12 protein-coding genes are annotated in these 12,984 nt (G+C 73.9%); 7 read left to right on the top strand and 5 right to left on the bottom strand.

Features of this window, described 5'->3' with window-relative positions; all coding sequences use genetic code 11:
- Positions 1-298 precede the first annotated feature (298 nt).
- A complete protein-coding gene (locus ABD067_RS19165) occupies positions 299-1,003 on the top strand; it encodes a YggS family pyridoxal phosphate-dependent enzyme (protein ID WP_343896980.1) in 705 nt (234 codons plus the stop codon).
- Between the two features lie 41 nt (positions 1,004-1,044).
- Here ABD067_RS19165 and ABD067_RS19160 read toward each other — a convergent pair whose 3' ends face one another.
- Genes ABD067_RS19160 through ABD067_RS19150 form a run of 3 tightly spaced genes read right to left on the bottom strand, consistent with a single transcriptional unit; the run spans position 1,045 to position 2,923 of the window.
- Positions 1,045-1,473: a hypothetical protein gene (locus tag ABD067_RS19160; protein WP_343896979.1), complete on the bottom strand. Its 429-nt coding sequence runs from the start codon at positions 1,471-1,473 to the stop codon at positions 1,045-1,047.
- 13 nt (positions 1,474-1,486) lie between these two features.
- Complete coding sequence (locus tag ABD067_RS19155) at positions 1,487-1,933, bottom strand: CsbD family protein (protein WP_343896978.1); 447 nt, start codon at positions 1,931-1,933, stop codon at positions 1,487-1,489.
- Positions 1,934-1,975: 42 nt separating this feature from the next.
- A complete protein-coding gene (locus ABD067_RS19150) occupies positions 1,976-2,923 on the bottom strand; it encodes a hypothetical protein (protein WP_343896977.1) in 948 nt (315 codons plus the stop codon).
- A 215-nt stretch (positions 2,924-3,138) separates the two neighbouring features.
- Here ABD067_RS19150 and ABD067_RS19145 point away from each other — a divergent pair, with 215 nt between their 5' ends.
- From ABD067_RS19145 to uvsE, 6 genes are all read left to right on the top strand, one after another.
- The gene (locus ABD067_RS19145; RefSeq protein WP_343896976.1) at positions 3,139-3,600 is read left to right on the top strand and encodes a (2Fe-2S)-binding protein; all 462 of its coding nucleotides are present in this window, start codon (positions 3,139-3,141) and stop codon (positions 3,598-3,600) included.
- Positions 3,597-5,924, top strand: a complete 2,328-nt coding sequence (locus tag ABD067_RS19140; RefSeq protein ID WP_343896975.1) for a xanthine dehydrogenase family protein molybdopterin-binding subunit — start codon at positions 3,597-3,599, stop codon at positions 5,922-5,924. Before ABD067_RS19145 ends, ABD067_RS19140 begins: the two co-directional genes overlap by 4 nt.
- 31 nt (positions 5,925-5,955) lie before the next feature.
- Complete coding sequence (locus ABD067_RS19135) at positions 5,956-6,381, top strand: hypothetical protein (RefSeq protein ID WP_343896974.1); 426 nt, start codon at positions 5,956-5,958, stop codon at positions 6,379-6,381.
- A gap of 130 nt (positions 6,382-6,511) precedes the next feature.
- The gene (locus ABD067_RS19130) at positions 6,512-8,101 is read left to right on the top strand and encodes an ABC transporter substrate-binding protein (RefSeq protein WP_343896973.1); all 1,590 of its coding nucleotides are present in this window, start codon (positions 6,512-6,514) and stop codon (positions 8,099-8,101) included.
- Between the two features lie 141 nt (positions 8,102-8,242).
- Positions 8,243-9,232: a single-stranded-DNA-specific exonuclease RecJ family protein gene (locus ABD067_RS19125; RefSeq protein ID WP_343896972.1), complete on the top strand. Its 990-nt coding sequence runs from the start codon at positions 8,243-8,245 to the stop codon at positions 9,230-9,232.
- Complete coding sequence (uvsE, locus tag ABD067_RS19120) at positions 9,229-10,302, top strand: UV DNA damage repair endonuclease UvsE (RefSeq protein ID WP_343896971.1); 1,074 nt, start codon at positions 9,229-9,231, stop codon at positions 10,300-10,302. Before ABD067_RS19125 ends, uvsE begins: the two co-directional genes overlap by 4 nt.
- Before the next feature lie 9 nt (positions 10,303-10,311).
- Here uvsE and ABD067_RS19115 read toward each other — a convergent pair whose 3' ends face one another.
- Both ABD067_RS19115 and ABD067_RS19110 read right to left on the bottom strand, forming a co-directional pair.
- Positions 10,312-12,186 (bottom strand): FAD-dependent monooxygenase, encoded by a 1,875-nt coding sequence (locus ABD067_RS19115; RefSeq protein WP_343896985.1) that lies wholly within the window; start codon positions 12,184-12,186, stop codon positions 10,312-10,314.
- 2 nt (positions 12,187-12,188) lie between these two features.
- Positions 12,189-12,965 (bottom strand): SDR family NAD(P)-dependent oxidoreductase, encoded by a 777-nt coding sequence (locus ABD067_RS19110; RefSeq protein WP_343896970.1) that lies wholly within the window; start codon positions 12,963-12,965, stop codon positions 12,189-12,191.
- Between the last annotated feature and the right edge of the window lie 19 nt (positions 12,966-12,984).

The raw sequence follows: 12,984 nt of genomic DNA, 5'->3' as shown, positions 1-12,984 counted from the left end.
CGCGCGGGGTCGCTGAACAGGAACAACCGCGGCACCGACGACGGCGCGGGCGGGCCGCGCAAGCGGCGCGCGGCGGCCGCGAGGCCGGGCGGGCGCTTCACCGCGGCGCCATCGCCGGCGGCGGGAAGCGCTCGCCCGGCCGGGGCGGAAGGGGTACACTCTGCCGATCGCCGTCCACGCCGCGCCTTTCGTCCGAAAAGCCGCCGCGCGGCGGGCAGGGAAGCAAGGAATCAAGGAAGCGAGTCGCCGCGCCGGCGCGCACGTCCCGACCGGGCCCGGACCTCAGCCCCCGCATCGCATGTCCTCCACCACCGCCGACGCCACGAACGCCGTCCTCATCCGGGACAACCTCGCCCGCCTTCGCGGCAGGATCGCCGACGCCTGCGCCCGCGCCAACCGCGCGCCGGACTCCGTCACGCTCGTCGCCGTGTCCAAGACCAACCCGGTGGAGGCGGTGGAAGCGGCGCTCGCCGCCGGCCAAGCCGTGTTCGGCGAGAACCGCGTGCAGGAAGCGGCGGCGAAGTTTCCCGCCCTGCGCCCTGCCTATCCTGAGCTGCGCCTCCGCCTCATCGGCGCGCTCCAGACCAACAAGGCGCGCGACGCGGTGCGGCTGGCCGACGCCATCGAGAGCCTCGACCGACCGCGCCTCGCCGCCTCGCTCGCCGACGCGGTGCGCAAGGAAGGCCGGCGCCCCGAACTGCTAGTGCAGGTGAACACCGGCGACGAGGCGCAGAAAGCCGGGGTGCCGCGCGCGGAGGCGGGCGCCTTCCTCCGCCTGTGCCGCGACGAGCACGGCTTGGCGGTGAACGGGCTGATGTGCATCCCGCCCGCGGGGGACGACCCGCGCCCGCACTTCGGGTTCCTGGCCGAGCTCGCGGTGCGGCACGCGCTGCCGGTGCTCAGCATGGGCATGAGCGGCGATTTCGAAGCGGCCATCGCGTGCGGCGCCACGCACGTCCGCGTCGGCACCGCGGTCTTCGGCACGCGGCCGCCGCCGCCCTGAACGAACGCCCGGCCGCCGAAGGCGGCGGCCGGCGGCGCGCCTCACGACGCCGGGTAGATCCGCACCCGCCGCTTGCCGCCCGGCGCTTCGTCCGGAGCCGCGCGCAACAGGCCGCCGAGGGTCCGCGCCTCCATCTCGGCGCCCCGCAGCGCCGTGTTCCGGACGGCGATGGCTTGGTCCGCCACCGCGTCCGTCCTGCCCCGCCCCGCCAGCCAGCCCAGAACGGCCGCGACCGCCAAATCCAGCGCGACCAACGCGAAGGCCGCCCCGACCGGACCCAACGGGCCGGCCAGCGCCGCCCAGGCCGTCACGTGCAGCCAGACCAGCAAGAACAAGGCGAACAGCGCCGTGGCGACGCCGAGCCCGGCCCGCAGCGCCGCGCCGCGCACCTGCCGCCGGCGCCGGAGCAGCTCCGCCCGGGACGCCACCTCCAGGAGGCGGACGACCCGCGGCTTGCCGAACAAGGCCACCGGCGGCCCCGCGTCAGCGCCAGGGCGGCTGGAAGTGGTGGGTCCGGCTATGGCCCGTCAGCCGGCCGAGCAGGAACGCGACCGCGGCCACGAGCCCCACGGTGACGAGCGGGTTCTCCTTGACCACGCCCGCCGCGTACTCGCCTTGCCGCACCGCCACATCCTTGGCGCGCTGGGCGTAGTCGCCGGCGGTGTCGGCCGCGTCGGACAGGGCGGGCGAAACGCGCTCGCGCAGCAGCGTCTCGACCTGGCCGCGCAGTCGGGTGAGTTCGCTTTGAGCGTCCTCGCCCCATTCGCGGGCCGTGTCCTTGGCGCCGCCGACCGCGTTGCGGACGGTGCCTTCCGCCTTGTCGGCCTTGCCTTCAGCCTGGAGCTTGGTGTCGCCGAGCGCCCCGCCGACCGCGTCCTTGGCCTTGCCGCCGAGGTTCTGCGCCGAGCCGGTGATCCGATTTTCGTCCATGGTGGTGCTCCTCCTTGTTCGTGGTGCGGTGTGTCGGCGCGCCTAGGCGGTGCGCCGGGCGCCCGCAGCCACGCGGACGCCGTACAGGTCGCGGGCACCGGCGCGGGCGGCGAAGATCGACACGATCGCGCCGAGCAGCAGCGTGCCGAACACCGCGTATGCCGCGGTGGCGGCGCCGATGGCTGCGGCGTCTGCGGCGCGCCGGGCGCGCTCGGCGGCCTCACGGGCGGTCTGCTGCGCCTGGGCTTCGTAGGACTGCACGCGCTGCGCGGCCTCCTGCTGCGGGATGCCCGTCTCCGCCGCGACCAAGGCGGCGAGGCGTTGCCGCTGGGCGTCGGACAACCCGCCGCCGGCGATGCCGCTGCCGAGGATGCTGGTGATCTCGGCCCCGCGCTGCTCCGTTGTCATGCGGGCCGGCTCGGACGGGCTGGATAAGCCGGCGCGGGCGCGGTCCAGGGCGGCCTGGGGACTCACCTGGCTGGCGATGCCGGACACCGCCGAACCCGCCGTCTGCGCCGCGCCGCCCAGCAGGCTGGAGGCGGTGGTGAAGACCGACGAGGCGGCGCCGGCGGCTACGTTGCCCAGCAGCACGGCCGACAAGAGGAAGCCGATCGCCCAAACGCCCACGCCGTGCAGGGCGGCGTCGGTCTTGTCGGCGGTGCCGGACAGCCGCGCCGCCGCGTAGGCGCCGACGCCGAGGCCGACCAACGTCGCCACCAGCAGCCAGACGGCGGCGCCGATGCCGAAGGTGGAGGCGTCCGGCGTCTCGCCCTGCACCGCGTCCACCGCCGTCACGCCGACCGCGGCGCCGAGGACGTTGAGCATCAGGCCGATCATCACGGCGATGACGGCCCCGGCGATGATGGCGCCCCAGGACACTCGGGGCGGGAGGGCCGGCGCGCCTTCGGCCAGGGCGGCGCGGCCCGCCGCAGCGCCGGGGATGGTGGCCGAACCCGCGGCGTACGGGTCGATGGGGGTGCGTGCCTGCATGATCGCTTTATCCGAGCCTTGTCCAAAGAAATGCGGCGCTGGCGGCCGGCCGCGCAACGGCTGCCGGGCAAACCCGTGGAAGCGCGCAAGGTTCCCCAGGCCAACCCCGGCCGCGGGCGGTTCTTCGCACTTTCGCGATGGAGGCTTCAGCATACTTCCTGAGTCGGCGTGCCCGGCCCAATGTCCCTACTCGCGTCAAGCGGGAGATGGGGACGATGGCTACAATCGTGGTCAACGGCGTGGAGCGCCGCTACGACGGCGACCCCGACATGCCGCTGCTGTGGTTCTTGCGCGACGAGCTGGGACTCACGGGCACGAAGTTCGGGTGCGGCCAAGCGCTGTGCGGCGTTTGCACGGTTCACGTGGAGGGCACGGCCGTGCGCGCGTGCCAGACGCCCGTCGGGACGGTCGAAGGCCAGAAGGTCACGACCATCGAGGGCCTCTCGCCCGACGGGAACCACCCGGTCCAGGTCGCCTGGCGCGACCTGAACGTTTCCCAGTGCGGGTACTGCCAGACGGGGCAGATCATGCAGGCGGCGGCGTTCCTGAAGGACACGCCGAACCCGACGGACGAGGACATCGACTCGGCCATGACCGGCAACCTGTGCCGCTGCGGCACCTACCCGCGCATTCGCGCCGCGATCAAGCACGCCGCCGCGAAGGGAGGCAAGACATGAGCGCCCGCCACCGCCGCCATGCCCCCGCGCCGGGGGGTGCCGCCCCGGAGAGCATCGCCAACGTCAGCCGCCGCGGCCTCCTCGCCGGGATCGGCGCGGGCGCGCTGGTCCTCGCCGTGGGCGTGCCCACCGCCGCCGACGCGCAGCAGCCCAAGGGCTTCGGCCGCGACGGCATGCCGAACGGCTGGCGCGACGACCCGAAGGTCTTCATCGCCATCGCCCCCGACGGCACCGTGACCGTCACCTGCCACCGCGCCGAGATGGGGCAGGGCGTCCGCACCTCCATCCCGATGGTGGTGGCCGACGAACTCGAAGCGGATTGGTCCAAGGTGCGCGTGGCGCAGGCCTGGGGCGACGAGGGCCGCTTCGGCAACCAGGACACGGACGGCTCCCGCAGCCTCCGCCACTTCTTCATCCCCATGCGCAACGCCGGCGCCGCGGCGCGGACCATGCTGGAGCAGGCGGCGGCCAACCAGTGGCGCGTGCCGGTCGCGGAGGTGCGCGCGGCGAACCACAACGTCATCCACGCCGCGTCCGGCCGCATGCTGGGTTACGGCGAATTGGCCCGGGCCGCGGCCGAGCTGCCGGTGCCCGCACGGGAAACGCTGCGCCTCAAGGACCCGTCCGCCTTCCGCTACATCGGCAAGGAGGGGACCGGCCTCATCGACAACCGCGACATCACCACCGGCAAGGCGATCTACGGCATCGACGCGCGGGTGGACGGCACCCTCTACGCCGTGGTCGCCCGCCCGCCGGTGTTCGGCGGCAAGGTGAAGAGCGTGGACAGCGCCGAGGCGCTGAAGGTGCCGGGTGTGCTCAAGGTCGTGAACATCGACCCGCCGGCCATCCCGTCCGAGTTCCAGCCGCTCGGCGGCGTGGCGGTGGTCGCCCGCAACACCTACGCGGCGATGAAGGGCCGCGACGCGCTGAAGATCGAATGGGACGACGGCCCCAACGCGTCGTACTCCTCCGACGCCTACCGCGCGTCGCTGGAGCAGTCGGCGCGCAAGCCCGGCAAGGTGGTGCGGAACGAGGGCGACGTGGACCGCGCCATGGCGGGCGCGGCGAAGAAGGTGGAGGCGGAGTACTACATCCCCCACTTGGCGCAATCGCCGCTGGAACCGCCGGCCGCGCTGGTCCGCATCGCCAACGGCCAGTGCGAGGCCTGGTCCTGCGTCCAGTCGCCGCAGATCACCCGGACCCGCCTCGCGGAGCGCCTCGGCATGCCCGAGGACAAGGTGAAGGTGAACGTCACGCTGCTCGGCGGCGGCTTCGGGCGGAAGTCCAAGCCGGACTTCGTCATCGAGGCCGGGCTGTGCAGCAAGGCCATGGACGGCGCGCCGGTGAAGCTGACCTGGACGCGCGAGGACGACCTGCACAACGGCTTCTACCACACCGTTTCGGTGGAGCGGTTGGAGGCGGGCCTCGACGCCTCGGGCAAGCCGGTCGCTTGGCTGCACCGGAGCGCCGCGCCCACCATCGGGTCGACCTTCGTGGCCGACCCGAAGCACGCCACGCCCTTCGAGCTGGGCATGGGGCTGGTGAACACGCCTTTCGCCATCCCGAACATCCGGGCCGAGAACCCGGAAGCGGCGACGCACACCCGCATCGGGTGGTTCCGCTCGGTGTCCAACATCCCGCACGCCTTCGCCGTGCAGTCCTTCGTGGCCGAGCTGGCGCACGCGGCCGGGCGCGACCCCAAGGACTACCTGCTGGAGCTGATCGGGCCGCCGCGCGTGGTGGACCCGACCGACCTCGGCGACGTGTGGAACCACGGCGAGGACCCGAAGCTCTACCCGATCGACACCGGCCGCCTCCGGCGCGTGATCGAGACGGCGGCGGCCGGCATCGGCTGGGGCAAGCAGGTGGGGCAGAACCGGGGCTTGGGCATCGCCGGCCACTACAGCTTCGTTTCCTACGTCGCGGTGGCGGCGGAGGTGGAGGTGGACGGGCGCGGCCAGCTTTCCATCCCGCGGGTGGACATCGCCGTTGACTGCGGGCCGATGGTGAACCCGGAGCGCGTCCGTTCGCAGATGGAGGGCGCGGTGGTCATGGGGGCGGGCCTGGCGACCTCGGCCGAGATCTCCTTCAAGAACGGGCGGGTGGAGCAGAACAACTTCGACGCCTACGAGCTCACGCGGATCGACACCGCCCCGCGGGAGATCCGCGTCCACCTGCTGCCCTCGAACGACTACGGGCGCCCGCTCGGGGGCGTGGGCGAGCCGGGCCTGCCGCCGGTGGCGCCGGCCATCGCCAACGCGGTTTTCGCCGCGACGGGCAAGCGCATCCGGCAACTTCCGATCCGCGACCAGCTTACGTCCTGAGTGGGCGGCTGACGGACGGGAGGACGACGCGATGTCGCGCAAGTTGCTGATGCCGGCGGCGGGGGGCTGGTTCTTGGCCCTCGCCGCCGCCGCGGGGCCGGGGTTCGCCTCGCCCTGCACGGACCAGATCGACGCGTTCGAACAGCGGCTCGACGAGGCCGCGCGGTCCGCCGCCGCCGCGTCGTCCGGTGGCCAAGCGGTGGCCGCCGCGCGGGGTGGACAAGCCATGGAGGCGCGCAACCAGGGCGACCAATCGGCCGGCGCCCCCACGACGCCGTTCCAGTCGGAAAGCCGCGAGGCGCAAGCCACGCAGCAAGCGACGCAGGCCGGCGGCGGCGGCGACCGGGTGATGCAGGCCCGGGCCACGTTGAACCGGGCGCGCGCCTTGGACGGGCAGGGCAACGGCTCCGGCTGCATGGAAGCGGTGAACGAAGCGAAGCGGCAGCTCGAGAACTAGCCGCCTCCGGCCGGCCCGCCGCCCTTGCGGCGGCGGGCGCGGCGCGCTTCGCTGGCCCGAACGAGCGCCGCCAAGGCGCCGACCGAGGCCTGCTCGCACGCCGACCGCCCGCCGGGAGCCGGAGACGACGATGCTGCGACGTGATCTGATGAAGGGCGCGGGGGCCGCCGCCGCGGCGGCGTTCGCCCGCCCCGCCCTGGCCCAGCCCGCTGGTGCGCGGGTGCTGCGCTACGTGCCGCAAGCCGACCTCACCGTGATCGACCCGGTGGTGACCACCGCCTACGTCACGCGCCACCACGCGCTGATGGTGTGGGACCAGCTCTACGGCCTGGACGGCCAGCTCCGCCCGCAGCCGCAGATGGTGGAAGGCCACACGGTGGAGGACGACGGCAAGCGCTGGACCTTCCGGCTGCGCGAGGGCCTCCTCTTCCACGACGGCGAGCCGGTGCGCGGGCGCGACTGCGTCGCCTCCATCCGCCGCTGGGCGGCGCGCGACGGGCTCGGCCAGGTGCTGATGGCGCGCTTGGCGGAGATGGCGGCGCCGGACGACCGCGGCTTCACCATCCGCCTCCAGCGGCCCTTCGGCCCGATGCTCGAGACGCTGGCGAAGATCGGGCCTTCGGCGCTGTTCGTCATGCCCGAGCGCTTGGCCGAAACGGACCCGTCGCGGCAGATCGCGGAGGTGGTCGGCTCCGGCCCGTTCCGCTTCGTGCCGGGCGAGCGGGTGGTCGGCGCCCGCGCGGTGTACGAGCGCAACCCCGCCTACCGCCCGCGCGAAGGCGGCGAGCCGAGCTGGGCCGCCGGCCCGAAGCGCGTGCACTTCGACCGCGTCGAGTGGCGCATCATGCCCGATCCCGCGACGGCCGCCGCGGCCCTGCAAGCCGGCGAGGTGGACTGGTGGGAGAACCCGCCCAACGACCTGTTGCCGGCGCTCCGCCGGGGCCGCGACGTGCGGCTGAAACGCGGCAGCCCGCTGGGCACGGTCGGCACCGGCGTCTTCAACTGCCTGCACCCGCCCTTCGACAAGCCGGCGGTGCGCCGCGCCGTACTGCGCGCCATGTCGCAGGCCGACTTCATGACCGCCGCCGCGGGCACCGACAAGGAGCTGTGGCGCGAGGGGGTGGGCGTGTTCACGCCCGGCACGCCGCTCGCCAACGACGCCGGGATGGAGGCGATCACCGCGCCGCGCGACCTGGAGCGCTCCCGCCGCGAGTTGCGCGAGGCCGGCTACAACGGGGAGCGCGTGGTGCTGCTCGCGCCCTCCGACCAGCCGGTGCTGGCCGCGCTGGGCGAGGTGGGCGCCGACCTGTTCCGCCGCCTCGGCATGGAGGTGGACTACCGCGTCTCCGACTGGGGCACGCTGGTGCAGCGCCGCGCCAGCCGCGAGCCGCCCGACCGCGGCGGCTGGAACATGTTCCACACCACCTGGAACGGGCTGGACGGCATCAACCCCGGGGTCATGACCTACCTGCGCGCCAACGGGCCGAACGCCTGGTTCGGCTGGCCCGACGTGCCGAAGCTGGAATCCCTGCGCCAGTCCTGGTTCGACGCGCCCGATCTCGAAGCGCAGAAGCGCATCGCGGCGGAAATCCAGCGCGAGGTGCTGGACAGCGCGCCGTACCTGCCGACCGGGCAGTACTTCGCCTCCACGGCGTACCGGCGGACCATCACCGAGCCCATCTCGGAGGTGTTCGCCTTCTGGGGCGTGCGGCCGGCCTGACGCAACGGGAGAACAAAAGCCGCGCCCGTTCGTTAGGGGCGGGTGCAAGACGCCAGCCCTTCCCCTCCCTCGCCGGTGGAAGCCGCAGTCCGCGACGCCTTCCGGGCGGCGCTCGCCGGCTTCCGGCGCGATGACGGCCCCGTGCTGGTTTTGGGCCACAACGACGCCGACGGCCTGTCCGCCGCCGCCATCTTCGTGCGCGCGCTGCGGGGCGCCGGGTGGGCCGCCGAGCCGCGCATTCTGGGCCGGGGCGAGAACCCCTGGTCGGCCGAGATGAGGGCGGAACTCGCTTCCGGGCCGCGCCTGGGCGGCCTCGTCGTGACCGACCTCGGCGTGCGCGCCGGCGCCATCAAGCCGGGCACGCCGACCGTGGTGGTGGACCACCACGTGCCGAACGGCACGCCGGAAGGCGCCGCCGTCATCACCGGCCACGCCTTCGACCCGATCCCCACCTCCAGCCTGCTCGCCTACTGGTGCGCGGGCGCGGTCGGCGACGCCGGGCCGCTGCTCTGGCTCGCGGCGCTCGGGCTGATCGGCGACATGGCGGAGAAGGCCGGCTTCGCGGAAATGGAGGAGGCGCGCCGCGCCTACGGCGTGACCAAGCTCCGCGACGCGGTGGCGCTGCTGAACGCGCCGCGCCGCTCGGCCTCGGGCGACGCCGGGCCGGCGCTGGCGCTGTTGCTGAAGGCCGACGGCCCGAAGGGGGTGCTATCGGGCGAGCACCCGGAGACCGCCGCGCTCCACGCCGCGCGCGAGGAGGTCAAGGCCGAACTCGAAGCCGCCAAACGGGTCGGCCCGAAGGTGCGCAACGGCGTGGCGCTGATCCGCTTCCACTCGCCGTGCCAAATACACCCTTTGGTGGCGCAGGCTTGGCGCGGGCGCTTGAAGGACGACATCGTACTAGCGGCGAACACCGGCTACCGGCCGGGCTGGGTCCACTTCGCGGCGCGCTCCGCCCGCGGCGGCGTGGACCTGATCCGGTTCCTGGCGGAGCACGCCCCGCCCGGCGCGGACGAGAACTACGGCAGCGGCCACGCCCAGGCCACGGGCGGCGCGCTCCGGCCGGAGGATTGGAACCATTTCGTGTCGGGCCTTGGCTTCGGCCCGGACCAGCAGGTGCAGGCAGGATGACGACCCCCACGACCACCGCGCGGCCACTCCGGCTCGGCTTCCCCGTCAAGGTGATGGGCGACCCGGAGCTGAAGAGCAACGACACCCGGCGCTGGCAGAAGAACCCGCACCTGAAGACCTCGCTCGAGTACCTCGACGCGATCCTCGACTACCTCGCCAAGCACAAGATCGACATGTACCGCATGTCTTCGGACCTGGCGCCCTACGCCACGCACCCGGACATGCCGCAGTTCCACGGCATGGTCGCGGAGAGCGACGCCGAACTGCGCGCGATCGGCGCCAAGGCCAGGGCGCTCGACATCCGCCTGTCCTTCCACCCGTCGCAGTACGTGCTGCTCAACAGCCCCGACCCGAAGCTGACGGAGAAGAGCATCTGGGACCTGTCCTCCCAGGCCGAGATGCTGGACCGGATGGAGCTGGGGCCGGAGGCGGTGCTGGTGACGCACGTGGGCGGCACCTACGGCGACACGGCAGCGAGCCGCGCGCGCTGGGCCGAGGTGTGGCCGACGCTGCCGGAGCACGTGCGCCGGCGCTTGGTGCTGGAGAACGACGACCTCCGATTCGGCGCCGGGGACGTGCTCTGGGTCCACGAACGAACGGGCGTACGGCTGATCTTCGACTACCAGCACTTCTGGTGCCTGAATCCGGAGCGGCTGGAGATGGTGGACACGGTCCGCCGCTTCCTGGCGAGCTGGCCGGAGGGCGTGCGGCCGAAGCTGCACTACTCCTCGCCGCGCACCGAGTTCCGCTCGATCCAGCGCGTGGACCGGAAGACCAAGCGCAAGAAGACGGTGCAGCTCCCGCCGGTCTGGACCGGCCACGCCGACTTCACCAACCCCTTCGAGTTCGCCCGCTTCATGCGCGACTGCGAAGGGCTGGAGTTCGACGTGATGCTGGAAGGCAAGGCCAAGGACATCAGCCTGCTGAAGCTGCGCCCCGACCTGCTCCGCTACGCGCCCGACGTGGCGGCCCGCTTCGGCGTCACCGCCGCGGGCGCCGCCGAGCTGGAAGCGCAGGAAGCGGCGCTGGAGGCCGAGGAAGGCCCGGCGGAGGTGGACGAAGCGGCCTGACGCCGCGGCTCAGCCGCCCGCCGCGGGCTCCGGCGAGGCCGCCGCGACGAGCGCCAGCACGCGCTCCGGGTCGCCGACCTCGACGGCCAGCAGAAGGGCGAGGCGCGCCAGGAAGTCCGCGTCCGCCCCTCCGCGGGCCGCGCCCGCGCCGCGGCCAACGGCCTCGAACACGCGCTCCAGCCCTTCGCGGCCGAGCGCGCCGGCGCGCGCATCGGGCAAGGGCGGTGGCGGGGGTGCCGTGCGCGCCTCCGTCGAGTGCCGGCAGAGCGCGGCGCCGAACGCTTCCGCGACGGCAGCGGCATCCGCGTCCCGGAACCGGGCCGCGACGTGCTCGTCCGGACGCACGAGGCACAACGGAAAGGCGCGCGCGGCGAAGCGCTCGGCCAGCGCGCCGCCGGCATCCGCCACGCGGCGCGCGGCCGTCGGCACGGCCGCCAAGCCCCGCTCCGACCCGACCAGCACCGCCTCCAACGGCAAGCCGGTGAGCGCCGGCGCGGCGAGCAGATCGGCCGCCCGCTCCGGGCCTAGCGGGTCCACGAAGACCAGCAGCGTGAAGCCCTTGTCCGGCAGAGCGTCATGCAGGTGGCCAGGCCTCGCGCCCCTTCCCGGCTCCACGAGAACGGCCGGCGCGTTCGGCACCGGCGCCCCCGGCGGGACGCCCGCCGTCGCGTCCCCGTCGGGCACGACCGCGGGCGAATCGGCGTAGGTGTGCGCGGAGGCCTGGCGCGGGTCCGCCAGCGCGCTCGCCCAAGGGTGCTCGGCGGCGAGGGCCAGGGCGGCGTCGCGCATCAGCCGGAAGCCGGGGCCGGGCGGCGACATGAACCAGGTGCTCTTGGCCGCTTGGGCGATGTTCTCCAGCGCGGCGCCTTTCCGCTCGTGCGAGTAGCTGTCGAGCAGCGCCTCAGGCGCCTCGCCGCGCGCCACCATCGCCAGCTTCCAGCCGAGGTTGTGCGCGTCGTCGATGCCGGAGTTCAGCCCGCGCACGCCGAAGATGGGCACCAGGTGCGCGGCGTCGCCGGCGAACAGCACGCGGCCGTGCCGGTAGCCGTCCAGCGTGAGGCAATGGGCGCGGTACACCGCCTTCCACAGCAGGCGCCACGGCGCGCGCACGCCCATGGCGGCGAGCTGCGCCCGGAGCCGCGCCGAGGCGTTCTCGTCGCGCAGCGCCTCCTCGGCGTCCTCGCCGTCGCGGAGCTGGATGTCGACGCGCCACACGCCGTCCGGCTGCACGTGCAGGATCACGGTGGAGCCGGGGTTGGAAGGCGGGTCGAACCAGACGTGCCGCTCCACCGGCCAGTCGGCGCCTTCGACCTCGACGTCGGCGATGAGGTAGCGGCCCTCGTAGGAGGTGCCGCGCAACGATAGGCCCATCAGCTCGCGCAACGCCGAGCGCCCGCCGTCCGCCGCGACGACCCACTCCGCGCGCAGCGTGCGCTCCCCTTCCGGCCCGGCCAGCGTGAGCGCGACGCCGTCCGCTTCCTGCTCCACGCCGGCCAAGCGTTCGTTCCAACGGACCCCGCCGCCCGCCGCTTCGAACGTGTCGAGCAGGAAGCGTTCGGTGTGGAACTGCTGCAGGTTGATGAAGGGCGCGTGCCGGTCGTCGGGGGCGTGCGGCAGTTCCAGCCGGAACACGAGCCGGTCGCGGTGGAAGGTGCGCCCGCGGGACCAGGGCAGGGCCTTGGCCGCGAAGGCCGGGCCGGCGCCGATGCGGTCCAGGATCTCCTGGCTGCGGCGCGAGATGCAGATGGCGCGGCTGCTCCAGGCGATCCCCGGCTTCGCGTCCAGCACCACGGGCCGCAGGCCGCGCCGCGCCAGCTCGATGGCGGCGACCAACCCGACCGGACCGGCGCCGACCACGACGACGGCGGCGCGCTCCTCCGCCACGCTCAAGCGTTCGCGCCTTCCGGCCCGCGCAGCCCGCCGTAAGCGGCCCAGCCGTTCGCGGCGAGCCAGCCGCAGTCCACCGGCAGGTTGACGCCGGTGATGGCCGAGGCGCGGTCTCCGGCGAGGAACGCCACCGCCTGCGCCACTTCCTCCATCCGGACCGTGCGGCCCAGCGCCTTGGTGCCGGCGATCAGGGACAGGTCGCGCCGGCCGGCGTCCACCTCCGTCCGCAACGCCGGCGTCTCCACGAAGCCGGGCGACACGGCGTTCACCCGCACCCCCGCCGGCCCCCATTCGGCCGCGAGGTTCGCCGTCATCGCCGCCACGGCCGCCTTGGCGGGCCCATAGGCGTGCAGCGGCACGGCGCGTAGGCTGACGATGGAGGCGATGTTGACGATGCTGCCGCGCCGCCGCTCCACCATGCGCCGCCCGAACAGCACGCAGCCGAGCCACACGCCGCGCTGGTCCACCCGCACCACCTCGTCCCAGAGCGCCATGGGGAGCGCGGCGGGGCGGAGCGGCGGCTGGAGGACGCCGGCGTTGTTCACCAGCACGGTTACTGGGCCCATCTCCGCCTCGATCGTCTCGGCGCAGGCGGACAAGGCCGCCTCGTCGGACACGTCCGCCGAGTACGGGCGCCCGCCGACCTCCGCGGCGACGGCGCCCGCCCGGTCGCCGAGGTCGAGCACGGCGACCCGCATGCCCTCCGCGGCGAGGGCGCGGCAGCACGCGGCGCCGATCCCGCTCGCCCCGCCGGTGACGACGGCCACACCTTCCATCGCGCTGCGCCTCCCGCTC

This window comes from Craurococcus roseus (assembly GCF_039523795.1).
Classification (GTDB): Bacteria; Pseudomonadota; Alphaproteobacteria; order Acetobacterales; family Acetobacteraceae; genus Craurococcus; species Craurococcus roseus.
This window is presented reverse-complemented; position numbering and strand designations above follow the sequence as displayed.